General features: G+C 52.6%; 22 protein-coding genes and 7 pseudogenes. 8 read left to right on the forward strand and 21 right to left on the reverse strand.

Annotation, left to right across the window (positions count from 1 at the left end):
* Window positions 1–21: 21 nt before the first annotated feature.
* The 7 genes and pseudogenes from JZM24_RS12985 to JZM24_RS13010 all read right to left on the reverse strand — a co-directional run bounded on the left by JZM24_RS12985 (window position 22) and on the right by JZM24_RS13010 (window position 4336).
* Window positions 22–387 (reverse strand): RusA family crossover junction endodeoxyribonuclease, encoded by a 366-nt coding sequence (locus JZM24_RS12985; protein WP_215669924.1) that lies wholly within the window; start codon window positions 385–387, stop codon window positions 22–24.
* Window positions 388–390: 3 nt separating this feature from the next.
* Window positions 391–897: a phage N-6-adenine-methyltransferase gene (locus JZM24_RS12990; protein WP_215669925.1), complete on the reverse strand. Its 507-nt coding sequence runs from the start codon at window positions 895–897 to the stop codon at window positions 391–393.
* Between the two features lie 396 nt (window positions 898–1293).
* Window positions 1294–2145, reverse strand: coding sequence for an ATP-binding protein (locus JZM24_RS12995; RefSeq protein WP_215669926.1), 852 nt, complete (start codon window positions 2143–2145; stop codon window positions 1294–1296).
* Entirely contained in the window at window positions 2142–2423 is a 282-nt protein-coding gene (locus JZM24_RS20080; protein ID WP_512699065.1) for a phage replication initiator YdaU family protein, read from the reverse strand. Before JZM24_RS20080 ends, JZM24_RS12995 begins: the two co-directional genes overlap by 4 nt.
* A 107-nt stretch (window positions 2424–2530) precedes the next feature.
* Window positions 2531–2830: a hypothetical protein gene (locus tag JZM24_RS19995; RefSeq protein WP_215669927.1), complete on the reverse strand. Its 300-nt coding sequence runs from the start codon at window positions 2828–2830 to the stop codon at window positions 2531–2533.
* 15 nt (window positions 2831–2845) lie between these two features.
* Window positions 2846–3184 (reverse strand): annotated as a pseudogene (locus JZM24_RS20000) (replication protein); the annotation flags it as partial.
* 777 nt (window positions 3185–3961) lie between these two features.
* Window positions 3962–4336, reverse strand: a complete 375-nt coding sequence (locus JZM24_RS13010) for a hypothetical protein (protein WP_246579953.1) — start codon at window positions 4334–4336, stop codon at window positions 3962–3964.
* A gap of 132 nt (window positions 4337–4468) precedes the next feature.
* Here JZM24_RS13010 and JZM24_RS13015 point away from each other — a divergent pair.
* A pseudogene (locus JZM24_RS13015) lies at window positions 4469–5667 on the forward strand (IS3 family transposase).
* Here the strand turns inward: JZM24_RS13015 and JZM24_RS13020 are convergent.
* A complete protein-coding gene (locus JZM24_RS13020; RefSeq protein WP_246579954.1) occupies window positions 5664–6104 on the reverse strand; it encodes a KilA-N domain-containing protein in 441 nt (146 codons plus the stop codon). The pseudogene JZM24_RS13015 and the gene JZM24_RS13020 sit on opposite strands and share 4 nt — an antisense overlap.
* A gap of 110 nt (window positions 6105–6214) precedes the next feature.
* On the opposite strand from JZM24_RS13020, the gene JZM24_RS13025 reads away from it, so the two are divergent.
* Window positions 6215–6661: a hypothetical protein gene (locus JZM24_RS13025; protein ID WP_215669405.1), complete on the forward strand. Its 447-nt coding sequence runs from the start codon at window positions 6215–6217 to the stop codon at window positions 6659–6661.
* A 10-nt stretch (window positions 6662–6671) separates the two neighbouring features.
* On the opposite strand, the gene JZM24_RS13030 is transcribed toward JZM24_RS13025, so the two are convergent.
* The 4 genes from JZM24_RS13030 to JZM24_RS13050 all read right to left on the reverse strand — a co-directional run bounded on the left by JZM24_RS13030 (window position 6672) and on the right by JZM24_RS13050 (window position 9366).
* Complete coding sequence (locus JZM24_RS13030; RefSeq protein WP_215669404.1) at window positions 6672–7109, reverse strand: single-stranded DNA-binding protein; 438 nt, start codon at window positions 7107–7109, stop codon at window positions 6672–6674.
* The gene (locus JZM24_RS13035) at window positions 7106–7627 is read right to left on the reverse strand and encodes a YqaJ viral recombinase family protein (protein ID WP_215669929.1); all 522 of its coding nucleotides are present in this window, start codon (window positions 7625–7627) and stop codon (window positions 7106–7108) included. The genes JZM24_RS13030 and JZM24_RS13035 overlap by 4 nt, the downstream gene beginning before the upstream one ends.
* An 84-nt stretch (window positions 7628–7711) precedes the next feature.
* A complete protein-coding gene (locus JZM24_RS19770; RefSeq protein WP_376775520.1) occupies window positions 7712–8218 on the reverse strand; it encodes a hypothetical protein in 507 nt (168 codons plus the stop codon).
* Window positions 8219–9093: 875 nt separating this feature from the next.
* Window positions 9094–9366 carry a Cox family DNA-binding protein gene (locus JZM24_RS13050; RefSeq protein WP_215669400.1) on the reverse strand — a complete coding sequence of 91 codons (273 nt, stop codon included), beginning with the start codon at window positions 9364–9366 and terminating at the stop codon, window positions 9094–9096.
* Between the two features lie 186 nt (window positions 9367–9552).
* On the opposite strand from JZM24_RS13050, the gene JZM24_RS13055 reads away from it, so the two are divergent.
* From JZM24_RS13055 to JZM24_RS13065, 3 genes are all read left to right on the forward strand, one after another.
* On the forward strand, window positions 9553–9891 hold the full coding sequence (locus JZM24_RS13055; RefSeq protein ID WP_215669399.1) for a helix-turn-helix domain-containing protein: 339 nt from the start codon (window positions 9553–9555) through the stop codon (window positions 9889–9891).
* Between the two features lie 833 nt (window positions 9892–10724).
* Window positions 10725–11771, forward strand: coding sequence for a quinolinate synthase NadA (gene nadA / locus JZM24_RS13060; RefSeq protein WP_215669930.1), 1047 nt, complete (start codon window positions 10725–10727; stop codon window positions 11769–11771).
* Window positions 11772–11823: 52 nt separating this feature from the next.
* Window positions 11824–12507, forward strand: coding sequence for a metallophosphoesterase (locus JZM24_RS13065; protein ID WP_312884985.1), 684 nt, complete (start codon window positions 11824–11826; stop codon window positions 12505–12507).
* Between the two features lie 287 nt (window positions 12508–12794).
* Here JZM24_RS13065 and zitB read toward each other — a convergent pair.
* Together zitB and JZM24_RS13075 are read right to left on the reverse strand one after the other, a co-directional pair.
* Window positions 12795–13754: pseudogene (zitB, locus tag JZM24_RS13070) on the reverse strand (CDF family zinc transporter ZitB).
* 325 nt (window positions 13755–14079) lie between these two features.
* Window positions 14080–14424, reverse strand: coding sequence for a YbgS-like family protein (locus tag JZM24_RS13075; RefSeq protein WP_215669931.1), 345 nt, complete (start codon window positions 14422–14424; stop codon window positions 14080–14082).
* A gap of 312 nt (window positions 14425–14736) precedes the next feature.
* Between JZM24_RS13075 and aroG the strand changes: the two genes are divergently transcribed.
* On the forward strand, window positions 14737–15789 hold the full coding sequence (gene aroG, locus JZM24_RS13080) for a 3-deoxy-7-phosphoheptulonate synthase AroG (protein WP_215669932.1): 1053 nt from the start codon (window positions 14737–14739) through the stop codon (window positions 15787–15789).
* A gap of 74 nt (window positions 15790–15863) precedes the next feature.
* Here the strand turns inward: aroG and gpmA are convergent, their stop codons facing one another.
* The 7 genes and pseudogenes from gpmA to modE all read right to left on the reverse strand — a co-directional run bounded on the left by gpmA (window position 15864) and on the right by modE (window position 23670).
* Entirely contained in the window at window positions 15864–16616 is a 753-nt protein-coding gene (gpmA, locus tag JZM24_RS13085) for a 2,3-diphosphoglycerate-dependent phosphoglycerate mutase (protein WP_215669933.1), read from the reverse strand.
* A 119-nt stretch (window positions 16617–16735) separates the two neighbouring features.
* Window positions 16736–17758: pseudogene (gene galM, locus JZM24_RS13090) on the reverse strand (galactose-1-epimerase).
* Window positions 17752–18902 (reverse strand): annotated as a pseudogene (gene galK / locus JZM24_RS13095) (galactokinase). The pseudogenes galM and galK overlap by 7 nt, the downstream one beginning before the upstream one ends.
* Window positions 18899–19955: pseudogene (galT, locus tag JZM24_RS13100) on the reverse strand (galactose-1-phosphate uridylyltransferase). The pseudogenes galK and galT overlap by 4 nt, the downstream one beginning before the upstream one ends.
* 9 nt (window positions 19956–19964) lie before the next feature.
* Entirely contained in the window at window positions 19965–20981 is a 1017-nt protein-coding gene (galE, locus tag JZM24_RS13105; RefSeq protein ID WP_215669934.1) for a UDP-glucose 4-epimerase GalE, read from the reverse strand.
* Window positions 20982–21334: 353 nt separating this feature from the next.
* Window positions 21335–22802 (reverse strand): annotated as a pseudogene (modF, locus tag JZM24_RS13110) (molybdate ABC transporter ATP-binding protein ModF).
* Window positions 22803–22878: 76 nt separating this feature from the next.
* Window positions 22879–23670, reverse strand: coding sequence for a molybdenum-dependent transcriptional regulator (gene modE, locus JZM24_RS13115; protein ID WP_215669935.1), 792 nt, complete (start codon window positions 23668–23670; stop codon window positions 22879–22881).
* A 164-nt stretch (window positions 23671–23834) separates the two neighbouring features.
* On the opposite strand from modE, the gene JZM24_RS13120 reads away from it, so the two are divergent.
* Window positions 23835–24011, forward strand: coding sequence for an AcrZ family multidrug efflux pump-associated protein (locus tag JZM24_RS13120; protein WP_215670170.1), 177 nt, complete (start codon window positions 23835–23837; stop codon window positions 24009–24011).
* A 287-nt stretch (window positions 24012–24298) separates the two neighbouring features.
* Window positions 24299–25215: D-alanine--D-alanine ligase family protein (locus JZM24_RS13125; RefSeq protein ID WP_215669936.1), on the forward strand; the 917-nt coding region annotated here is incomplete at its 3' end.

Genomic DNA, 25215 nt, shown 5'->3' on the forward strand with positions numbered 1-25215 from the left:
AGTTTGGTAGGATGTCAATGGTTAACAATATTCATCAATAATGACGATACACTTGACGCCTTTTACACCACCGTTGTTATCCATCTTCTCAACGGTCATCACGCGAACTTGTCTATCATCGTGCCAAATATCCGCCCCAGTTAAAGAATCAAGTACACCTTTGGAATAATTGTCCACATCACGCTTTATCTTGTTGGGTAGATATAGCCGCATCGATACAGAGACCTCACCTTCAAATTTTTGAAGACCGGATTTCTGGCGCATTTCGTTGACAATTTTTGCGGTTGTTGCTTTGAATTCTTTTGCTTTATCACTGAGGTAAGTTCGTTTTGAGTTACGTCGCCAATAAATATTAACGCTGGGCGGGAATGGGAGTTCGATTATCACGATTCACGCTCTTTTTAATAATTCTTTTCTTTGTACATACGTCATCCTGCACCCAAGTCTTCTCCACGGTCGCCAGATGAATAACACGCTTCCTTTGCTGTTGCCTGCCTTTCCTCTTTTGCCTGTTTCAGCGGAGATAAATAACAGGCGACCCTCAGTGATAAAACGCACTTTATCAGATGTTTTTAATGCCTCATAAAACCATGCTGTAGACGTATCGGAAGGGAGTAACATCACTATCGTTTGATTCTGCTTTCTGTATTGTTCAGAGGCTTTATTAACCCAAGGCATAATCTTGCTGTATGGTGGATTGCAGAAAATGGCCCCTTCACTATTCCAATCACATGTCAGTGCGTCTTGTTGTTCAGTTAAAAACGTTTTGCATAGCGCGTTGCTTTCATCGGCGGCAGCATCTAGCTTAAAACCAAATTCGGCATCCAGTGTTTTAAAAATGTCAATAGGCGTTCGCCACCTGTCTTTGAACGACTTTGGTGTATTTCTGATTAGCATATTTAAACCACTGTAGGATTTTTGTATAATGGAGAGTCCCAGACTTTGTTAATCATAAAGCGTGGTGTAGGTTGTTTATTTCGGCTTTCTTCCAGTTTGACCGCCACATCCCAAAGCAGGGGATCAGTGTTAAGTGTTTTCTCAACATGATAGCCCTTCTCCGTGTATTGCTGAACCAGCCTATTGGCTTGTTGTGTGCTAATGGCTTCATGTCGAAACCAGCTTTTTTTGAGCATATTATTTTACTACTCTTGAAAATTTAACAAATCCCACACTTACGCCACTATGAGCGCTTTTATCGATGAGGTGGTAGGGGGGCTGGGCATTGTAGAGAATGAAAACGCCTCTACGGGCGTTTTAGCGTGGTTAAAATTGATTTCTGGCTGATGTCTGAGTTTATGCAGCCATGCGTGAACGGTAACTGTTCCACGTGAACGTCAGTGTGCAACCGCCACCGTCGTTCATCCGGTCGATAACGCGCTCTCCGATAAATCCCGCCAGTTCGTTCAATGCCAGATTGCTGATGATTATCGTCGGCTTCATGCTCTCGTAGCGCGTGTTGATAACCTCGAATAAAATCATTTTTTCCGCCTCACTACCAAACTGAACGCCTACCTCGTCGATGATGAGCAAGTCAGGTTGCGTATAGCGCTTGATAACGTCAGCTTCTGAACATTCTGCGCTTTTGCTCCAGGTTGATTTAAATTCGCTGGCAATTCGCAAAACTGTCGTGAATAGCGCTGAACTTTGATGTTCGTTGATAACGTTTTTCGCAATTGACAGTGCCAGATGATTCTTGCCTGTCCCGGGCTTGCCACACATCACCAAGCCGCCACCCCGCTTAAGACGTTCAGGCCAATGGGTGGCATAGTCGTTACAAAGTTTTAAACAACGTGCCGCATCGGTGTTCACTCGTTCGTAATTATCCAAGGTAACATCGGCAAAGCGTTCCGGCAGGTTCAGGTTATCCATGAGCATTTTAATTTTGCTGCGCTTGCGGTGTTTTTCCTGCTCTGCTTCGGCGTGCTCCAACTGGGTTAATTTTTCGGTTAGGCAAACAGGGCATTCGCTTCTTGTTTCAATTCCTTTGCCGTGAAGTGCCATCCTGCGGCAACGTTGTTTGAATAAGCCGTGCCTGTCACAGATGGCCTCCTTATCCTCGTAAACCGTGTGCTCTAGTGGCTTGGGTGGCGCATTCAGGTCTGCCAGTTTTTGACGCACGGTAGTAATTTCTGCGCTGTAGTTCATAGACCCTCCCTCGATAGACACTCCCTCGCCCAATCAGGTAGCTGCGGTTCCCCATAGTCCTTGTCAGCAAAGCTATCTGCGACAGAGCGGGGTTTCGTCTGCTGAGTTCTTCCGGGTTGATTAGGCGCGAAGAGTCCTTGCCAACCGTTGGCAATACTGGCGTTGATAATTTCTTCCGGCTGATGTCCGTTGTCTCGGCACTTGCCTAGCAGATTTATAGCCTGAATCACCGTCTGCTGCGATTTAATCGGTTTATTGATTTCCTTGCGGTACTGCACCCAAGAATCCCAGGTTGGTTTTGGTAGCCAATCAGGAAGTTCTACCGAGCTTAGGTCAAACGATTTTGATTTTGCCGCAAGAGGGACTATAGGGGGTTTATTTTGTTTTAATATATTGTCTTTTGTAGTTTGTCTTTTGTGTTTACCTGATTCGGGTAAACTCTTTTTCCCGATTCGGGTAATTTTACTTGATTTGGGTATGTCGTTTTCTTACCTAATTCGGGTAAACTTGCTTTACCTGATTTGGGTATGTTGTTGTTACCCGATTGAGGTAAACTTACCTGATTCGGGTAAGGTTTTATGTTATTACCTGATTTAGGTAATTTGTCATGACTTAATTTGGATAACTGTACCTCATTTGGGTAATCGTTCGGTTGATTACCTGATCCATGTAACATTTCATTCAAACAAGTCTTATCTTTCCATTCACTCAGGCATTGATTTATTCCTACAAACCGTCCTGATGAGACAAGGATTTTTCTTTTAAGTAATGCACTTTTAGCGGCTGAGCATTTATGCGGAAAGAGTCCTGTTAATTACGATATCTGCCAATTATTTACCCAGTCTATTTTTTTGTTATAGCCATAGGTTTTTCTGATAATTGCCATAACAACCAAAAGTTGGTGTTGTGTTAAACCCGCGGTCAGAATCACCTCAAGAAGTCCATTGGCGATTCTGGTGTATCCTTCTTCTAGCTCAATAACATTAATTTTATTTTCTTCTTTCTGAGCTTCAAAGTCAGCATAGGTAACGTTAGTCATGACGTGGCTCCTGTAAATTATTTTCTTTAAATAAATAGGCGTTTGATAAGCTATTTTTTAATTCCCATTTATCGATTTCATGCAAAATGACATCAATGTCTTTGCACAGATAATCCAGAATTTCAGGGAGCCACGGAATAGGCTTAAATTCAGCTTCTCCAGCTTCAAGATACTTATAGATGTTAGCGGCGACTTCTCTTGCTCTGATAAGTCGGTTATGACTTTCGAGAGTGATTTATAGTTTTATTTTTTCCTGCTGAGCACTGGAGATATCAACAATTCTCATGTTAATTTACCCCCATACCAGTACGTACAGGTTGACGACCAGCCCAGATGAGGCTGCTATCTTTGAACATGGAGTTGAAGGTACGGCGATCTTGGCGTGTAAACGATACTTTGCCGTAAGGGGGGTAGTGGAGTATTCTGGGATAATCCAGTAAGTATCAATGAACTCAGGGCGAGTTTGGGTGGTAGCAACCATAGTGGAGGCCTCTCTAGTAGGTTCTTTCAAACCTCGCATCCCGATGCTAAACGGGGGTGGCGAGACGTAACAGGGTTAGCACACCGGCACTAGAGAACCCGGCGAGCCTTTCGGCTCCCCCGCTACGTCCCACCATAATTTAGGGGCGCAACGTTGGTTTAACGGACACAAAAAAACTGCTTATAGCGGCGTATGCCCGCTCTAGCACTCGGGATGCTAAACCCGGCACCCGTTTTGTTAAGGTGCTGGGTACAATATAGCTCACGTTTTGCTCTTTCGTCAATGCGTACATGAGTTTATGCCGCAATTCCGTTCATCATGACGCTTAAGAGCCTAGGAAACAGGCTATCGTAGAAGTGTGGCTGCGTCTGGCGCGGGTTATTCGGATCGGTCAGATTCTTACCGAACTGCAAACCTTTCTCCGTTAGCGACCAGAATAGTTTTTCTTTATCAGGATGCTTGCTGCTAGGGCGCGATTTACGTTCAGCGAGTCCGAGCAATTGTAGCCGCCGATAGCCAGATTGGGCTGTATAGGGTTTGCCGTGCAGCATCAAAAGCTCAGTAAGCGAATGTGTGACTTCACTTGAGCCGGTTACACTGCTTGCTGGCGCGTCTATAGCATAGGCTGGTAGAATATCTGGCATGCCGAGCGACGATTGGGGTTTTTTCATTGCTCCCAACATGGCAGAAGATGCTATACGTAGCTCCTGCTTGATTTATCCCCCTGAAACACCAGACAGTAGCTGTATCTCCAGATAAGAGATAGGCTTGAATATATGTCTAACACTAACGCCAATCTTGATATGACCGGGATCCTGTTAGGTCAAGAAGTCCGTAAACGTAAAACTCCTCAGGAAAAAATGGCCATTATTCAGCAGAGGATGGAGCCCGGCATGAATGTCTCCCATCTCGCACGACTGCACGGTATCCAGCCCAGCCTGCTGTTTAAGTGGAAAAAGCAATATCAGGAAGGAAGCCTCACCGCCGGGGAGGACGTTGTTCCTGCCTCTGAGCTTGCAGCTGCATTGAAGCAGGTCCGGGAGCTCCAGCGCCTTCTGGGTAAGAAGACGATGGAGGTTGAGATCCTAAAAGAAGCCGTGGAGTACGGCCAGTCACGAAAATGGATAGCGCACGCGCCCTTGTTGCCAAAGGCCGGGGAATAGCACAGGTCAGCCGCGCCATGAGCGTGTCGCGTGCGCCGCTGTCACTGCGGATTAAGCGTTCTGCCGACTGGCAGGACAGGCGCTGTAACCGGCGTAATGACGAAGCAGACGCTGAAATACTGTCGGACATCCTCGACATCACCAGCGATATGCCCAGCTACGGCTATCGGCGGGTGTGGGGCATCCTGTGTAAACAACGTCGCGCAGAGGGACTGCCGCCGGTAAATGCGAAACGACTTTACAGGATCATGTGTGAGCATAACCTGCTGTTATTACATTGAAAACCAGAGCGGCCGAGGCGTGAGCATAAGTGCAGGATCGCGGTGGCAGAAAGCGATATTCGCTGGTGTTCAGATGGCTTCGAGTTCGGCTGCGACAACGGTGAAAAACTGCGGGTCACGTTCGCACTGGACTGCTGCGACAGAGAGGCCATAGACTGGGCTGCGAGCACTGGAGGCTACGACAGTTCGACCGTGCAGGATGTGATGCTGATGTCGGTAGAAAAGCGCTTCGGCGACAGGTTACCCGATACAGCGGTGCAGTGGTTGACGGACAACGGTTCAGCGTATACCGTGCATGAAACGCAGAGGTTCGCCAGAGAACTGGATCTGGAGCCCTGCACAACAGCGGTGAGCAGCCCGCAGAGAAATGGCATGGCCGAACGGTTCGTGAAGACGATGAAGGAAGACTATATCGCGTTCATGCCAAAACCGGATGCGAGAACAGCCCTGCGAAACCTTGCAGCAGCGTTCACGCATTACAATGAAAACCATCCGCACAGCGCGCTGGGATATCACTCTCCGAGAGAATACCGGCGGCAGCGGGCTTCGTTAACTTAAGATACAAAAGCTGTACGGAGATGGCGGGGCAAGATCATACGTAGCTCCTGCTTGTAAAAAGCGAGCATTGCCAATCCAGCTTGAACTTTTTCAACCAGTACGCCGTTGCTGTCTTTTACTGAATTACGAAATTGTTCATATACTTGAACTTCAAAGGTAGTTTCAATCCATGCAGCATAGCGAATAGCAACAAGTTCGTCTGCCCAAGTACCAGATTCTAGGCCACCTTTAATGACGTTAACCGAAGCCCTTTTTTGGGCTTCGCTCAAAGATTGTACAAATGCGGCAATACCATCAGAACGCATAAATTTTGAAGGACGCTGAGAATCTGTCGCTTTACCTTGCACCACTGCCGCACGATGTAAATCATTCAAACTGTAACGCCCGAATGCGTCCTGACGGACGACGGTATTTTCAATTACAATTAATTTAGTCATAATAATTTCTTCATTGTTAAATGAATTTTTTTGAAAAGTGTTGACGGGGTAAAATTTTGCTTGTTGACCCTAAAAGGGTTTAAACTAAAGAAAAAACAGGAGATTCCCTAATGGGTCAAGTTGCATTTGATACTCAAGAATTCGTCGAAACACTAGAAAACGCAGGGTTGCCGAAAAATCAGGCCAGAGCAATTTCTATCGCTGTTCGCAAGTCACACGAAGTGGCAGATGTAGCAACCAAGGCGGATATCGCCGAAGTGAACCGCAACATTGCTGATGTTCGGAAAGATACAGCGGCTCAGTTCGAGAAAACCAACATCAAAATTGACGATGTCCGCAAAGATTTATCCGCTGAGATTGCCAATGTTCGTAAGGATATTGAACATCGCTTTGAAAAAGTTGAAGCGCAAATCGTCGATTCCCGTAAAGATACAGCCGCTCAAATTGCTTTACTTCGTAAAGATGTTGAAAGTATATCAACTTGGTTACTCATAAAAATGGCGGGTATGATGGCTGCTATCATCGGCATCGCTACGGCAATCATGAAATTTTTCTAAACTATTTCCATCAAAAGGGGATATCGGTGTCATAAAATGGGTCTAACGTTACATTTCCAGATTGACTTGCTAACGGTTTATTCTGCTGAGGTTTGTTGTCAGTCTTGCTGGAAAAATCAATCTCTTTAACTAGAACAACAGCGCTTGTTTTTTCTGTACCATCTTTGCCCGTCCAACTTTCGAGTAAAAATCGCCCGATAACAGTAACCTTGGTTCCTCGTGTCAGATAAATGGGTAACTTTTCAGCTTTGGCACCAAACATTCGACACTGCACCCAAGAGGTTTTCTCATGCTCGCCGTATCCTTGCTTGACAGGTAAGGAGAATGTGGCAATCAGCTTGCCGTTTGTAGTGCTGCGTGTCGTACAGTCACCGCCAAGATTGCCGGAAAATATCACAGTGTTTATTGTCATTATGTTGTCTCGCTTATGATTGATGATTTCAATCAACTTTTTTCTATAACATCACAGGTAGTGACAACCAGATGAAGAAACGCTTTTCTTCTTGCTCTAAGTTGATTAATCTCTTCTTTGTAATCTTTGCGATACAATCTATGAGAGATTAATAGCCGATGCTCAGGAAAGTCGCTGCAATAGCTGACAAAATCGACCCAATACCTTCCCGTGCAATCAAGATGGCCTATGAGTTGCCATTTATACACCGGGTAAAACGTTCTACGTTTCAATGTTTCAAAATGCACAGCAGCGGTAACGGATTTAATTTCAATAACACCATCATTTCCAACTAATCCGTCTGGACTATCGCCATAATTACAGCAATCAAAAAATCCGCCATTGGTTACATCAACAAAGTTTGTTTCTTCATATAGCCTTCTGGCTATTGGCTCCTGCTCGTGTCCGCGTAACATGTGGTCATTAGTAAAACTAAATTCTGATTTTTCCCTGTAATAATTTCCAGGGCAATCTGTAACGCATATCGCTTGGCTGGTTCGCCGAAAGCTTTTCACTGGTTGGCCATAAAACAGTTAAATTGCTATGCTGTCACCTTTCCTAAACGAAGCTCATCCCACGCTTCTGTATTTTGCTGCACGTCATGCCATCGCATTAACGCACTCCTTCTTAAGGCGTTCTTGGTCTTCCTGCGACATCTCAACATGCGCTAATACTTTATCGAGCGACCCATTATTGACGTAGCTCTGTTTGGCCTTTTCCCACATTTCAACCTGAGTGGGTGTTAGTGTTTTTTTCTGAGTAATGGCAGGATAGACTCTTAATCTTTCGACATATTCACGTCCAAACTCGACATGCTCAACCTCAATTATCACGGTTAAATTCTGCCAGTCTTCGATAAATGACGAGCCTGATATTTTTTTAATGACCTTGCTATTGGTTGCATTAAGAATCATTGGCTTAAGTTTTTCGTTTGGTCTAATCTGTTTATCTTTGAAATAAGCTGTATTGAACCTGTCTTGAGTTTTCTTGGTTTTATCTGATTCAAGCACAACATGAGAGATAGTTAATACTATCGGCTCAACAATATCAGCGCTGCTCAAATAAGGGGAATCGAACGCCTTTCTATAATGCGTTTTTTCAGTCATTAAGCGGACACCTCGTAGTAAGTATCACGGCATCGCATCAAATACAAAATTTGTTCGACTTTTTGGGTTACATCGTACAAGACTTCATCGAATCCGTCGGTAGTTTCGAGTGCCAGTAACCATGCGTCGTATTCATCGCCCTTATCTGCATCGGAGAGTTTTTGAGCAAGATAAGCGTTGTTTAAACTTTCGTATAAATATTCCCCGCCCGGATGACAGAATTCCGCTTCTTCAATCGTTAATTTTTTAGCGCTCGAAGAATTTCATTTTCAGTTTGAATGTTCATGTGGCTTCCTTCTTCGGCGATAGCGGTTCTTGACCGTATAGAGATAAGCTTTGGGTAGGAATCGATTATTGATGCTGTCAGTAGGGTATCTGTCTACTTGATTTTTAAATGACGCAAGGAGATTTACGACATCGTGTTCTTGTGTGTGATGTTCGGCGGGTTCACGCCATATGTTATTAATGATTTCTTCGGTTGAGCGTTTTCTTAGTAAACTTAATCTTATTGTGCGTATTCGAGATTGGTCGCGATAATGCATTTGACGCCGTTCACGGCAACGTTGGCGAGCATTCATTGATGAATATCTCATCCATAAAAAGATTTATGCTAAGCACGAAACGTACTTACTACAAATCCACCTATTGGTTATTCAGTGTTTGTGTACACCTGTATCGGCATACCCCGTTCGGAAAGTCCCTACGAAAGTAGGCTAAACTTCGCTTCACATAAACTTCATGCTCAGCTATCAGCAAATTACATGCGCAACTTCCCTGCCATCCGTTTCACAGACTTTTTTGCTGATACCGTATTGTTAAAGAGCAGTTCCGCGGGAAACGCTGGCTATGGACTTTTATTCAAATTTTTGCTTGGTTCACAACCCAATCCATTTAAGCCAAGCATCACGTTCTTCTGCGGGACGGTTAAAGTAGGCTTCTCGTACCATGCGGTTGAATTCAGGCAGGTATATCCACCTTTCGCCAACTCTAGCGTTGGGTTTGTTTGGATCGCGCAAGTTAATGACGGGTAACTTTTGGTTTTCAACCATGTCATTGACTGCACTAGGCGTTTTACCGAGCAATTCAGCAAATTTTTTTATGTTCACTGCGTTTATCGGATATCTGATCTCGTAGTCGTCGTTGCTCACTTCGCCCCCTAATTAATCCTTTCCAACCGCTTCATGCCGCTTCTAACCGCTTAAAAACCCAATTTCTGGTATGCTTAACACTGGATGCATTTGCCGCGATTTACCAGGTTTTGGTCGTGTTTGGCGGCATCACACAAAATATCCTATATAGGATCATATAATAGTACCTAATTAGGAGCAAGTCAAATGAAGTTAAGTGATAAAATTAAAGCGATGCGTATAGCTGAGGGGTTGAGTCAAAATCAGTTATGCGAACTTATTGGATTGCCTAGAAGTACTCTTTCTAAGTATGAAAGCGGATTATTTGAACCTGGTGGAAACGCTTTACTGAAGTACACAAAACATCCAGTATTTTCTAAATACACCATGTGGTTAATGACAGATGAAATCTCACCATCAGCCGGTCAAATAGCTCCGGTTCTCACACACTGTGGAGCCGATGGAGAGGAAGCACAAAAGCAGACAAGAAAAACGGGCGAGGACTCGGATGTAAGATCATCCCACTACGCCCAGAAAACTGGATAAATATACAAGGTGAGTTTGATAATTGGTTAGCTAATCAAGATAGTTTCTGGGAGTTCTTGCTGAAATTTATTGGATGTTGAAACGGATAAGGGATGATGCTATAAAAATTAATAAGCTACTATTTTATTTAAAAATTAGCCTATGAGAAATCAGCAAGCTAGCTGCTTGCTGATTTCTCATAGTGCCAGATTAGTGACGTCACTGGAGTGCCACAATAGTGTCATTAGAGTGTCACAACTTGCCACTTTTGCCATTTGTGAATGCAGATTATGCCAGTATTTTCAATAACTTAAAAACATACCAACTATCTTTTAATCAATTGGTCGCAGGTTCGAGCCCTGCACGACCCACCATCTTCCGCCGCTTGACTTCTTTGCCCGTTCCCGCTTTTACTCCTATCGGCTATCGGCTATCGGCTATCGGCTATCGGCTATCGGCTATCGGCTAACGGCTATCCCCCATATATCGGCAATCTGCTCATTACTGCCTGAAGCCAACGGCTCCAAGCGAATCTTCTTTATGACATCGTCAAACATTGACGTTTCACTCCTCTTTCGCACCTAGGGTGTAGTGATTTTGACCGGCAAAATTTTCCTCACGGGTGGGCTATCATGTCCATTAATGGCGATTGCTCGCGTCAGGCGCCTCAAATAAAAGATTTATTCGTATTCTGTGTTACCCACTAAACATTTTTTCGTCAAAACGCACAAATTAGGCGCGACAATGCGCGAAAAATTCCGTATTTTGTTTAGCATACCAAACCTAGCCTTCGCTGGCCGGCGACTGTGCCTTCACAGTCGGGTGCGGCGATAGCGCATTGCCCGAGAGCAGTGATGAGTGAACTTGTAGACGATTTTGCCGCCATTTACCCCTTCCCGCCCAAACCTGCGGCGCTGACAGAGGGGGAGAAGGCCGATCTGCGCGCCAACATTGCGCGTCTGATTAAGGCGCGCAACGCGGTCATTGTAGCCCATTATTATACCGATCCTGAGATACAGGCGCTGGCGGAAGCCACCGGCGGCTGTGTGGCGGATTCGCTGGAGATGGCGCGTTTCGGCAGCAGTCATCTTGCCACCACGCTGCTGGTGGCAGGCGTGCGTTTCATGGGCGAAACCGCCAAAATTCTTAGCCCGGAAAAAACCGTGCTGATGCCGACGCTGCACGCGGAATGCTCGCTTGATTTAGGCTGCCCGGAGGCGGAGTTCAGCGCGTTTTGCGACGCTCACCCCGATCGGACGGTGGTGGTCTATGCTAATACCTCCGCGGCGGTCAAAGCGCGCGCCGATTGGGTGGTGACCTCAAGTATCGCGGTGGAACTTATCGATCATCTCGACAGTCTGGGAGAGAAAATCATCTGGGCGCCGGATCGTCACCTTGGCCGCTATGTGCAAAAACAGACCGGCGCGGATATGCTGTGCTGGCAGAGTGCCTGTATTGTGCATGATGAATTTAAGACCCAGGCCCTGCGCCGCATGAAAAGACTCTATCCTGACGCCGCGGTGTTGGTGCATCCCGAATCGCCGCATGCGGTAGTCTCTCTGGCCGATGCGGTCGGTTCCACCAGCCAGCTGATCCAGGCGGCCAAATCGCTCGAGCAGCAGCAGATGATTGTCGCCACCGATCGCGGTATTTTTTACAAAATGCAGCAGGCGTGCCCGGAAAAAACCCTGTTGGAAGCACCGACCGCCGGGGAGGGCGCCACTTGCCGCAGCTGCGCCCATTGCCCGTGGATGGCGATGAACGGCCTTAAGGCTATCGCTGCCGGGCTGGAACGGGGCGGGGTGGAGCATGAGATACAGGTTGATGAAGCGGTGCGTCAGCGGGCGCTGGTGCCGTTAGATCGCATGCTGTCATTCGCGGCCGACCTCAAGCGCCGTTAAGGCCAAGGCGTGGCGTCAACGCCGCGGCAGGTGACGACAATGGGAGCAAGACGTGATTATCGCTCAAATCTCGGACATTCATGCGGCGGCCGCTAATGATAATCTGTCACGGTTGGACCGTGCCTTGGCATGGCTGGATAGCCTGGCGCCAGACGCGCTCGTCCTCTCCGGTGATTTGATTGATAACGACGAAATTGAGGGCTATCCGGCGATAGCGGCCCGGCTGGCAAGTCGGCCTTACCCTGCCTTTATTCTGCCGGGTAATGCCGATAACACGGCGGCCATGCGCACCGCGTTTGACGCGCCTTACTGGACCGATGGGGGGCGTGGAGCGCTGCATTTTAGGGTGGATATCAACGAATTGCGTGTTATCGGTCTTGACACTACCGTACCGTGGCGCGCTGCTGGTCAGGTGGAGGTGCATCTGCCGTGGCTACAAAGCGCGTTGTCCGCTGCCGGCCCCGCGGCGTCGATAGTGTTTTTGCATCACCCTGTCTTCCCAATAGGCATTGCGCCGTTGGATCAAACGATGTGCGATGGTGCAACGGCGCTGGCCGCGCTGTTGCGCCAGCATCCACGACGTCCGCTCGCGCTGGCGATGGGCCATGCGCACCGGCCGGCGGCAGGCACGCTGGCAGGTATTCCCGCCTTTCTCTGCGGTTCCATTTGCCCCGCCAACCCGTTGTGGTTGGGACAGGCGACCGTACTCCCCCCGCGGCCGATCCTCCGGCTCTGATGATTCATCGTTTCGTCAACGGCGCCCTGTCGAGCCACTTTGTCTCCGTTTAAGGCCGCCGAAGGCGCCGGGTCACCGAAGGCGTCGGGCCGCCGAACGCGTCGGGTCATCGAAGGCGCCGGGTCACCGAAGGCGCCGGGCCATCGAAGGCGCCGGGTCGCTAAACGCGCCGGGCCGCTGAAGGCGTTGGGCCACCGGACGCGCCGGCTGCGCGAACGAGCGGCGGGTTTATGGCACTCGGACTGTGCGCAGCCGCCCGGGGTGTCAACGTTTGAGGGGCGGCAGTGTTAATGATGGTGATGGGCGTGCAGGTTCACCGCGCCCTGGTGAATGGCGCAATGATCTTCCTCACAGTGCTGGTATTCCATTTGGATGGTAGCGTGCCCGATCTGGTAATGCTCTAGCAAATAGTCTTGAATGCGATGCAGCAGACCATCGTGGTAATGCGGCGGGATCACCTGCACGTGCAGTGTCATCAGTGGCCGCTCGCCGACCTGCTAAAGATGAACATGATGGATATTGCGCACTTCAGGAATATTGCGCGTCATCTCGCGCTTGAGTTTCTCAATATCAAACTGCAATGGGGTGCCTTCGAGTAACTCATTCAGGCTTTCGCGCAGCCGCCGCCAGCCGCTGCGCAGTACCAGGCAGGAAACCAAAATCGACAGCAACGGGTCAATCGGTAGCCAGCCCGTGTAGAGGATCACCAGCGCGGCGATAATGGCGCCCACCGAGCCGAGTAAATCTCCCAGCACATGCAGCGCCGCAGCGCGCAGGTTGATATTTTTTTCGCCGCCGCCGCCGTGCAGCAGCCAGAACGAGACGATATTCGCCACCAGCCCGGCCACGGCAATAGACATCATGGTCCAACCGGCGATGGGCTGCGGGGCAAGAAAACGATGCGCGGCTTCCCAAACAATCATCACCGTGATAAACAGCAGCGCCAGAGCGTTGAGAAACGCCGCCAGCGTGGTCAGGCGCAAATAGCCGAAAGTGTGGCGGCTGTTCGGCCGTCGCGCGGCGAACCGCACCGCCAGCAAGGCCATCAGCAGTGCGGCGGTATCGGTAAGCATATGCCCGGCATCCGCCAGTAACGCCAGCGACCCGGATAGCTAGCCGCCGATTATGAACAGCGCGGTGACGATAAACACCGCCAGCAGGCGTTGATGGGCGCCCGTATCCGCCTCAGGCGACGAGGGGTGATCATGCCCGTGGTGCGCCCGCGTTGCCGAGGCGTGTGAATGCATAGGATCTGCCGACATACGGATTCCTGTCTGTCGCGAAATGGCCGCTGGCCGCGTTGTCTGGGTCTGGCGCGGCCCGGGTAGCCAATAGAGTATATCGGTTATTGGCCGTGCTGCTCTATCAGTTTACCTATGCTATTGCCCTTTAACTCTCGGCCGTGGCTTCGTTGTTTGACGGTTGCGCGCATGCCGCCTGCCGCCAGCGGCATCCGGGCTGCCTGATAGCGCAGGGGCCGGCAGGATGGGACAAAAAAATCAGGCCTAAGCCTGATTTGTGCTTGCCAGAGAAAGGCCGGGCCATGGACCTGTGTGAGTTACCGGATGAGCTTTACTGCGTGGTGCCATCGGTTTTGGTGCCTTCCGGCGCTCCGGTGCCGGTGGTACCGGTTTCAACTTTCTTATTGACGTCCGGGCAGCGACCGTCTTTACACATGGTATTTTTATGTTGCTCGGCTTTATTCAGACCCCCGGCATCGGTACCGGTCGTGGTGCCAGTGGTATTGGTGTTCGTGCTGCTGTTATTGATATCCTTATTATCTACGCTGTTGGGGGCATTTTTTTGCAGTTCGGTCACACCGTTATCGGTACCGCCCGCGTTAGAACCCGTGCCGGGTGCTGCTAAGGCTGCACCACTACCCAGCGTCATTGCCGTGGTAAGAAAAAGCATTGCCATTTTTTACTGATGTTCGTCTGCATAGTTTTTCCTCTTAACCCGTTTTTGGTAAAGCTCCGCAGGCGGAAAGCCCGCTGGAGAGAGAATATCGAGACCAAAAGCATCCCATTACGAAAAAATGAAATCCGGCGCTGACCGGAGTTAAGTGCCGGTTATCTTTGGCTTATCATAAATTAAGCATAGTAAAGAATTAGCCAATATCAAATTTAATAGCTTTTAATAACGCTTTATGGATTTACAGTCTGGGCCACAAGGGATAGATTGGATCGCCTTTTTTTAAACATGTCGTGCCGGGAGCTAAGCAGATTTCACATGAATTACCTAAATGATGATTTACGCATTACCGAGATTAACGAATTGCTGCCGCCGGTAGCATTATTGGAAAAATATCCGGCGACGGACCGCGCAGCCAGCACCGTTTCCGCCGCACTCTCGGCGATACACAAGATCCTCAAAGGTAATGATGATCGTCTGCTGGTGGTGGTGGGTCCGTGCTCGATTCACGACCCCGAGGCCGCGCTGGAGTATGCCGGGCGCCTGTGCAAACTGCGCGACAGCCTGAGCGGCGAGCTGGAAGTGGTGATGAGAGTCTATTTTGAAAAGCCGCGCACCACCGTCGGCTGGAAGGGGCTTATCAATGATCCCCAAATGGACGGCAGTTTCCACATTAACGATGGGCTGCGTATCGCGCGTCGTTTATTGCTGACGATTAACGACAGCGGTCTGCCCGCGGCGGGCGAGTTCCTCGATATGATCACCCCGCAATATCTGGCTGATTTGATGAGTTGGGTGGCTATCGGCGCCCGCACGACTGAATCTCAGGTTCACCGCGAGCTGGCTTCCGGTCTTTCCTGCCCGGTGGGATTCAAAAACGGCACCGACGGTACCATCAAAGTTGCTATTGACGCCATCAACGCCGCCGGTGCGCCGCACTGCTTCTTATCGGTGACCAAGTGGGGCCATTCCGCTATCGTCAACACCAGCGGCAACGCCGATTGCCATATCATTTTGCGCGGCGGCCGCGTGCCCAACTACAGCGCTCATCACGTGCAGGCCGTGAAAGAAGGGCTGACCAAGGACGGGCTGCCGGCGCAGGTGATGATCGATTGCAGCCATGCTAACAGCAGTAAGCAGTTCAAAAAGCAAATGACGGTGGCGGAGGATGTCTGCCAGCAGCTGGCGGCGGGTGAAACCAGTATTATCGGTGTCATGGTGGAAAGCCATCTGGTGGAGGGAAATCAGGCCGCCGAGTCTGGCGCGCTGGTGTATGGCCAGAGCGTGACGGACGCCTGCATCGGTTGGGATGATACCGAACGCTTGCTGACTCAACTGGCGCAAGCGGTGCGCGCGCGTCGGCAAAAATAAAAAACGCACCGGCGCCCCTGGGTGCAGGATAGCGTCGGCGCGGCGGCGTTTCAGCGCCCTGAGGGGCGCGTCGGTTATTTCGCTTTACCCTGATTGGCAACCGCGGCGGCTTTGGCGGCGATCTCGTCAGCATTGCCGAGGTAGTAGTGCTTAATCGGCTTCATATTGTCATCAAATTCATACACCAGCGGTACGCCGGTCGGAATATTCAGTTCCAGGATCTCTTCTTCGCTCAGATTATCGAGGAATTTCACCATGGCACGAATAGAGTTACCGTGGGCGGCGATAATGATCCGTTCACCGCTCTTCATGCGCGGCAGGATTGTTTCGTTCCAGTAAGGGATCACGCGATCAATGGTTAACGCCAAGCTCTCGGTCGTCGGCAGTTCGGCGGCGGTGAGGTTAGCATAGCGGGCATCATGGCCCGGGAAACGCTCGTCATCACGGGTCAGTTCCGGCGGCGTAATCGCGAAACCGCGACGCCATTGTTTCACCTGATCGTCACCGTATTTTTCCGCCGTCTCGGCTTTATTAAGCCCTTGCAGCGCACCGTAATAACGCTCATTCAAACGCCAGGATTTTTCCACCGGCAGCCAGGCCTGGTCCAGTTCGTCCAGGACGCCCCATAGGGTATGAATAGCGCGCTTCAGTACCGAGGTGTAGGCGAAATCAAAGATATAGCCTTCCGCCTTCAGTACCTGGCCCGCTTGCTTCGCTTCGGTGCGGCCCTTGTCAGACAGGTCAACATCGGTCCAGCCGGTGAAACGGTTTTCATTGTTCCACTGGCTTTCGCCGTGACGTATCAGAACCAGTTTAGTTACAGCCATTACGCGACTCCTCAAAGTCCTAAGATTTCATGATAACTCCCCGCATTATATGGCCTGCTTATATCAGGCGGCAACCGCCAGTATGCCAACAGCGGCAATAAATCTCATCGGTTAACCGTTTACAATGCCTGGAACCGGTAACGGGTTTGCGAATCGTAGGATCCTGACGGCTGGAGCCAGCAGGCGGGCTGAGGCCATTCCGGATGGTTCGGGCTGTCCGGCAGGAACTCACTTTCCAGCGCCAGTCCACTGTAGTTGAGATACTCCCCGCCCTGACGTGCCGGCGAGAAAGTTGCCGGTGTAAAATTGTATCGCCGGCGCGGTGGTATACATCTCCATTTGCACCTTGCCGTCGGCGGACCAGAGGCGTGCTGCGGGATCTTCCGCGCTGGAGAGGCTCGGATACAGCAGATAGCCGTGATCGTAACCCTTCATGCGTTGCTGGTCGCGATCGCGCAGGAAGTCGGCGGCGATAGTTTTCGGCTGGCGGAAATCCATACCGGTATTGCCGACATCGGTCGGATCGGCGCAGGGGATCCCCTCACTGTCCACCGGCAGATAGTCATTGGCCATGATCTGCAGGCGCTGTTGGCGCCGTCGAGATGAAAATAGCCGTGATTGGTGATGTTAACCGGGCAGGGTTTATCCACCGTGGCGTGATAATCGATTTGCAACGCATTATCGTCGGTGACGGTATAACGCACGTCCGCCACCAGATTGCCGGGATAGCCCTGATCGCCATCGGCGGAATGCAGTCGGTATAGCACCGAGTTCTGGTCGTGCTCTACCTGCTGCCAGCGCCGGTTGTGAAAACCCTCCGGACCGCCGTGCAGCTGATGCTCGCCCTGATTGGCGGCAAGCGCAAAGCGCTGGCCGTCGTGGTTCAGCGTCGCCAGTCGAATGCGGTTGGCGTAGCGGCCAACGGTGGCGCCGAGATAGGCGTTTTGGCGCAGATAATCCATTGGCGTCGGGCAGCCCAGCAGAACCTCCCGCGTTCCTCCCGCCTGCAGCGGGACCTGACAGGAGAGCCAGGTGGCGCCCCAGTCCATCAGAGTGACCTGAAACCCCTGATCATTGCCGAGTGTGACCAGCCGGAACGGCTGACCATCGGGCGCCTGGCCTGATTCATACTCTTTCAGCATACCCCTGCTCCTTCGCTGGCGTGACAGACATAAACTGTTGCTTTCAATCCGGTTTGTTGCTCGTAGTGTTTTGCCACTGCCGCTCTAACGTCTTCCACGCGGTCGGAAGGGACCAGCGCCACGACGCAGCCGCCGAATCCACCGCCGGTCATCCGCACGCCGCCCGTCTCGCCGATTTCCTCCTTAATAATCGTGACCAGGGTATCGATAGCCGGCACGGTTATTTCAAAATCATCGCGCATCGAGGCGTGAGATTGTGCCATCAAACGGCCCATTAGCGCCAGGATCCCCGGCCGCTAGCGCATCGGCTGCCGCCAGCGTGCGCGCGTTTTCGCTTAATACATGGCGCACCCGCTTGGCAACCGTACTGTCAAGCTCCCGGGCCACCGCCTCAAATTGTTCCAGCGCCACGTCGCGCAGTTTTTCCACCGCGAAGAAGCGCGCGCCGGTTTCACATTGTTCGCGGCGGGCGTTGTATTCGCTGTCCACCAGGCCGCGTTTGACGTTGGAGTTGACGATAACTACCGCGATATTGTCCGGCATCGGTACCGCGCGGGTGCCCAGCGTGCGACAGTCGATTAACAGGGCGTGGTTGTCTTTGCCCAGCGCCGAAATCAGCTGATCCATAATGCCGCAATTACAGCCGACGAACTGATTCTCCGCTTCCTGACCATTAAGCGCCAGCGCCACATTATCCACCGACAGGTGATAGAGTGATTGCAACGCTTTGCCCACCGCCACTTCCAGCGCGGCAGACGAACTCAGGCCCGCCCCTTGGGGAACGTTGCCGCTGATAACCAGGTCGGCGCCGCCAAAACTTGCGTCCCGGCGCTGTAAATGTTTCACCACTCCACGCACATAATTGGACCATTGCTGATCGGCATGGGATAAAATTGACTCATCCAGATAAAAAATATCGTGCTGGCGGTCCATAGTCCACGGCAATAACCCGAATTTTGCCATCGTCGCGGCGGGCGCAACTTATCACCGTCTCGTAATCAATGGCGCAGGGCAGCACAAACCCGTCGTTGTAATCGGTATGTTCGCCAATCAGATTGACCAGGCCGGGTGCTTTAACCGTCAGGGTGGCGTCATAGCCAAAGGCGTCGCGAAAAACGGTTTCAGTGGTGATTTGTAAGCTCATAATGGGGCTCCAGATTGCCGAAAATGATCCTCGCTGACCGCCCGCAGGCGTTCGGCGGCTTGTTCCGCGGTCAGGTCGCGCTGGGTTTCCGCCAGCATTTCATAGCCCACCATAAATTTGCGCACCGTGGCGGAGCGCAGCAGCAGCGGATAAAAATGCGCGTGCAATTGCCAATGGGCGGGGTCGTCATGGGTAAACGGGGCGCCGTGCCAACCCATAGAGTAAGGGAAAGAGCATTGAAACAAGTTGTCGTAGCGGCTGGTGAGATTTTTCAGCGCTAGCGCCAGATCGGCGCTGGTTTCAACGTCGAGTTCGGGCAAGCGCTGGATGGGACGTTTGGGCAGCAGCAGCGTTTCAAACGGCCAGGCGGACCAGTAGGGGACCACCGCCAGCCAGTGGCGCGTATCAACCACGGTACGCGCGCCGTCCGCCAGCCTCGCGGGCGGCATAGTCCACCAACATCGATGAACCCTGCTGCCGGTAGTATTCCCGCTGCAAACGGTCTTCGCGTTCGGCTTCATTCGGCAGGAAACTGTTGGCCCAGATCTGGCCATGGGGATGGGGGTTGGAACAGCCCATGGCGGCGCCTTTGTTCTCGAATACTTGCACCCAGGGATAGGTTTTGCCCAGCTCCGCGCTTTGCTCGCGCCAGGTATTGACCACCGCTTCCAGCGCCGGCAGCGACAGTTCGGGCAGGGTTTTACTGTGATCCGGCGAGAAACAGATAACCCGGCTGGTGCCGCGGGCGCTTTGGCGACGAAACAGCGGATCGTCGCTGGCCGGTGCGTCAGGCGTATCCGGCATTAGCGCGGCGAAATCATTGGTAAACACGTGCGTGGTAAGGTAATCTGGGTTGCGATCACCGGTGATACGGGTATTACTCGGACAAAGATAACAGTCCGGATCATGGGCCGGTAGCGTTTGCACCGAGGGCGTTTCTTCCTGCTGCCCTTGCCAGGGGCGCTTTGCCCGGTGAGGCGAAACCAAGATCCATTGGCCGGTTAAGGGGTTGTAACGCCGGTGCGGGTGATCGGCGGGGTTAAATGGCTGCATGCTGTCTCCTTAATCCGGATAGCCGTTTGGGTGCCGGGATTGCCAGTGCCAGGTGTCGCTGACCATGTCGTCCAGCGTCCGGCTGACCCGCCAGTGCAATTCCCGCGCGGCCTTTTCCGGCGCAGCCCAATAGGCGGCCAGATCGCCATCGCGGCTGGGGGCGAAATGGTACGCTAAAGGCTTGCCGCAAGCCTGGCTGAACGCCGCTACCACGTCGAGCACGCTATGGCCTTTGCCTGTGCCCAGATTATAAATATGCACGCCGGGTCGGTCGCGTAAGGTGGTCAGCGCCGCAAGATGGCCGTCGGCCAGATCCAACACATGAATATAGTCGCGCCCGCCGGTGCCGTCCGGCGTTGGAAAATCATTGCCAAAAATGGCCAGCGACGGGCGACGTCCCACCGCGACCTGGGCAATAAATGGCATCAGGTTATTTGGCGGGCCTTGGGGATCTTCACCCATCTCGCCCGAGTGATGGGCGCCGACCGGATTAAAATAGCGCAGCAGACTGACGCTCCAGCGGGGATCGGCATGTTGCAGATCCTGCAAAATCTCTTCCACCATCAATTTGCTGCGGCCGTAGGGGCTGGCAGGGCGGCCGGTGGGCAGACTTTCGTCGTAAGGGACCACCGGCTGATCACCGTAGACGGTGGCCGAGGAACTGAAAATCAGATTAAAGATACCGGCTTCCCGCATGGCTTCCACCAGCGCGAGGGTGCCGTAAACGTTATTGTCATAATAGTCTATCGGCTGGCTGACCGATTCCCCTACCGCCTTCAGACCGGCGAAATGGATCACGGCATCAATATCGTGCTCGGCGAAGATTTGCGCCAGCAACCGTTGATCGCGTATGTCGCCCTGATAAAACGCCGGCGTGTGGCCGCTCAGCTGAGCAATAGCCGACATGACGGATCGCTTGCTATTCGATAAATTGTCGATAATGACCGGTGTTATGCCTGCAGCGATGAGCTGTAAACAGGTGTGACTGCCGATGTAACCGCTACCACCTGTAACCAGGATTGACATAGTTCAACTCCCTCCGTTTTTACTGCATTACCGTAGCATGAGCACGTCACAGAAAGAGTGATCATACCGCGATTTATGAAATAGATTACATTCATAGTAGCGCAGGAATAGGCGCGTGCGCCAGTGCCTCTGCGTCCCTCGGCGCAGGCCTGCCGCTGCGGGCTGCGGGGATAGGGATTAAGCGTGGTAGCGATTACATCGCGGACTAGGTAAGGCTTACATCAGGTTAAGACGTTGACCAGAATCGTTAGAGCCTTTGCGCCGGAGCTGAGCGGGGGGCGCCGTGCGATGGCGCCATGACGCGAGCGACAACCGGCGAGGGCGGTGAACCTGCCCGCCGGGGAGCCGCCGCCTCAGGCGTTGAGCGTTTCCACTTGATACCGGTAGCGATCGGCGTCGGGGACGAAGGTCAGCCGGTGGGTAATACATTCCGGCGCATCTTCGGCATGATGGGAGACGAACAGCAATTGCGTGCTGCCCTGTCCAATCAAGACATCAATCCAGCGCCGCACCAATTGGCGGTTGAGCGGATCCAATCCCTGCAGCGGCTCATCAAGGATAAGCAACGCCGGATGTTTGACCAGCGCGCGGGCAATTAACGTCGGACGTTGCTGCCCCCAGGAGAGGCCGTGAAACGCGTCGTCGGCCTGACTGTCGAGCCCGAGTAACCGCAGCCACTGGCGGGTCAACTGCTGCTGGCGCTCCGAGGCCGCCTGATACACGCCGATAGAATCAAAAAAACCCGACAAAATAACGCTGCGCGGGCTGGCGCTGACGCGGTAGTCCAAATGCAGGCTGCTGCTGACATAGCCGATATGCCGTTTGATATCCCAAATGGTTTCGCCGCTGCCGCGCCGACGTCCGAAAAGGGTAAGATCATTGCTGTAACCCTGCGGATGATCGCCGGTGACCAAACTGAGCAGGGTGGATTTGCCGGCGCCGTTCGGGCCGACGATCTGCCAGTGCTGGCCCGGTACGACCTGCCAATTCAGATGATGCAAAATAGGTTGGTCCTGGTAAGACACCACGCCGTCGCGCAAGGTAATAAGCGGCTCGCCCGCCGGCAGCGAGGCCTGCTGCGGCGGGTCGGCTTCCGGCAGCGTCAGATCCTGCAGGGATTCCAAATGGGCCAATTGTGCCACCAGCGCCTCCGCCAGCAGGCTCTGGCGGGAGCCGGTGCGGGTCAGGGCACAATCCACCAAAATACCCACCCGATCGATATAATTCGGAATATCTTCAAACCGGTTGAGGATCAACACCAGCGTGCAGGCGCTGCCCGCCAGCCCGGCTAATCGTTCGCTTAACTGTTGACGCGAGGTGACGTCCAGGCCATCGAACTGCTCGTCCAGGATCAGTAAATCCTGGCGCGCCATCAACGCCTGACACAGCAGCACCTTGCGGGATTCACCGGTGGAGAGGTATTTGAAGCGTCGCGTCAGCAAAGGGCGGATGCCGAACTGACTCGCCAACTGTTGACACCGTTCATCGTCAGCGTCCTGCTGCTGGATAATTTCTGCCGCAGTGCTGCCGGTGTCGTCCTCGCCGGGACTGAGCAAGTCGGTATTGGCCCGCTGCCACTCTTCTTCTACCAAGCGCTGCACCTGTTCCAGCGACAGGCGGGCTATGCGCCGATAATCCGTGTGTCGCCCGCCGGTCAATAAAGTCAGTTCGCCGGCCAGCGCGCGCCAGAGCGGATTTGCCGCTACCGTTGGCGCCAACAAAGGACAAGCTCTCTCCGGTGTGGATATGGACGTCATCAAGCGTAAGCGCACGGGTATCATTGAGGCGAAATGAACCTTGCGAAATTTGCAATGAAGTCATTGATTGTTCCTTTAAGTGCAACGGTGAGTTCAGCATGGAAAATTTGCGCGGGGATGTCAATGGTGGGCGTCCGCCTTTAGCACAGCGTGGCGATGATCACTTGGTCAGAATTAAAATAGGCTGCTATGGGCTGGGGCGGCGATAACTTTTGCTTATCGGTTACCGCCGTTGGTACCGTGGCGCACAGTTGTTGGCCGCCGGGCAGGGCGATGAGCGCTTCGTCGTTTTCGTCGCCGCGCTCCAGATGAGTGAGGGTACCGTGCAGCACATTATCCGCCTGCGGCGCGGGCGTGCCGGTCGCGGCAAGGGAGATCCAGGGCGCCTTGATTAATACCAGCACTTCTTTGCCTATCTCAAGCTGCAGGCGTTCGGAGCTATTTTCGGTTAGCGCGACGTTCAATTGACTGTGGCCGTCGGCCAGTTCGACCGTTACCTGCTGCTGCACCGGCCGGCGATTGCGGCTGACGATGGTGCCAAAAAACTGATTGCGGGCGCTGGTTTGTAGCGAGAAACGCGAGATTGCCGCCAGCAGGCTGTCTAACGGCAGCGTATCGTCTTGCAAGACATCGAAGGCTTTTTGCTGGATCTGGCCCAGCAGGTCATAAAGCTGCAACAGCCTTTCAGCATAACGGGTCAGGGTGGTGGTGCCGCCGCCTTTGCCGCCGGTCGCTCGCTCCACCAGCGTCTGTTCCGCAAGCGTGTTCATGGCATTGATCGCATCCCAGGCGCTTTTGTAGCTGACGCCCGCCAGTTTTGCCCCCTGCATGATGGAGCCGGTGGCGCGGATCTGCTTAAGCAGTTCAATGCGGCGCGGGTCGGCAAACAAGTGCTGCCGGAGTTTCAATGTTAACAGAATCTCTGCCTGCATGAGGAAACCTCGTGGCGTTAAAAGGAAAATTTTCGCTTATCCAACGGGAAGCGGCAAATAATGCCGGTCGCGATAACATAAAAGGCCTAATCGCTGCAGCCAGAAACTGGAATAAAGGCAAGGAAGATAGCCATTATGCGCCAACTCTACGCTATGAGGTAATAATGCTTGAACTAATAGAAAGCCTGGCCATTGTCATTTTAATGGTGCCTGTCGTCATGGCGATTATCCTGGGTCTTATTTACCTTCTGGGAGAGCTGTTTAATATCATCTCCAAGTTTGGTCAGCCAAAACAGCGCCGTCAGCCGAGAGATGATGTGAGGCCGGCTTCTCGCCAATAAGTTGACGTCCGGCGTGCGTGTCCCTCCGCGCCGGTCAACGTGCGCCGCTGAAGGGCAAGGTCTGTCAGGAGCAAGCGGCCGTTTTCACCGGCCGCGCTGACCCGTGTCCCCCGTCACACCGTGCGCGTTTCTCACGCGGCGTTCGTATCCGCTCCTCATTTTTTCGTCCGTTTCGCCGCTATAATCACCGTCTTCGGGTATCAGCCCATGCCGGGGCTTTACACACCCGCCCTTGACGCATACTCTGTGGGCGTTTAATAAGTGTTTTAGTCATTAATGAGGATGTAATGGAACCACGGGAAAGCGGCAAACAACGGGTCGCGGTGCTGTTCGGCGGCCAGTCCACCGAGCATGAAGTGTCGTTGCGCTCATCGATGAACGTCATTCGCGCCATCGACCGGCAAAAATACGATTTGACGCTCATCGGGGTGGATAAACACGGACGCTGGACTCTATGCGACGAGCAGGACTATCTGCTTAATGCTGACGATCCCGCCGCCATCCGCCTGGCGCCGGCGCGGTGTTACCTGGCGGTGGTGCCCGGTCAGTCGGGTGCGCAACTGATTGATGCCGCCAATGGCCAGCCGTTGCCGTCGATAGATGTCGCTTTCTCGGTGTTGCACGGCGCCGGCGGTGAGGACGGGTCGGTGCAGGGTCTGCTGCGGGTGCTGAATATTCCTTACGCCGGGCCGGACGTGCTGGGCTCGGCGGTGTGTATGGACAAGGACATGACCAAGCGCGTCTTGCGCGACGCGGGGGTGCCGGTGACGCCGTCGGTAACGCTGCTGCGTTCGGGCAGTGCCGTGCCGGATGTCGACGCTATTATCGGCCGGCTGGGGCTGCCGCTGTTCATTAAACCCGCCAGCCAAGGATCTTCCGTCGGCGTGAGCAAGGTGACCGACCGCGCCGGCTTTGAGGCCGCGCTGACGCTGGCTTTCCGTTATGATGCCAAAGTGTTGGTGGAACAGGGGATAAGCGGGCGGGAAATCGAAACCGCCGTCTTGGGCAATGATTCACCTGAGGTCAGCGTTTGCGGTGAGATCCTCGCCAACGACGAATTTTACGCCTATGACACCAAATATCTCAAAGGCGCCAAGGCGGGACTGGTTATCCCGGCGGCGCTGCCGGCGTCCGTCGCCGATGCCCTCCGGAAGATGGCCCGGGAGGCCTATTTGGCGCTGGGCTGCAGCGTGATGGCGCGGGT

Origin of the sequence: Candidatus Sodalis endolongispinus, from assembly GCF_018777395.1 — a bacterium.
In the GTDB taxonomy this organism is placed as follows: Bacteria; Pseudomonadota; Gammaproteobacteria; order Enterobacterales; family Enterobacteriaceae; genus Sodalis_B; species Sodalis_B endolongispinus.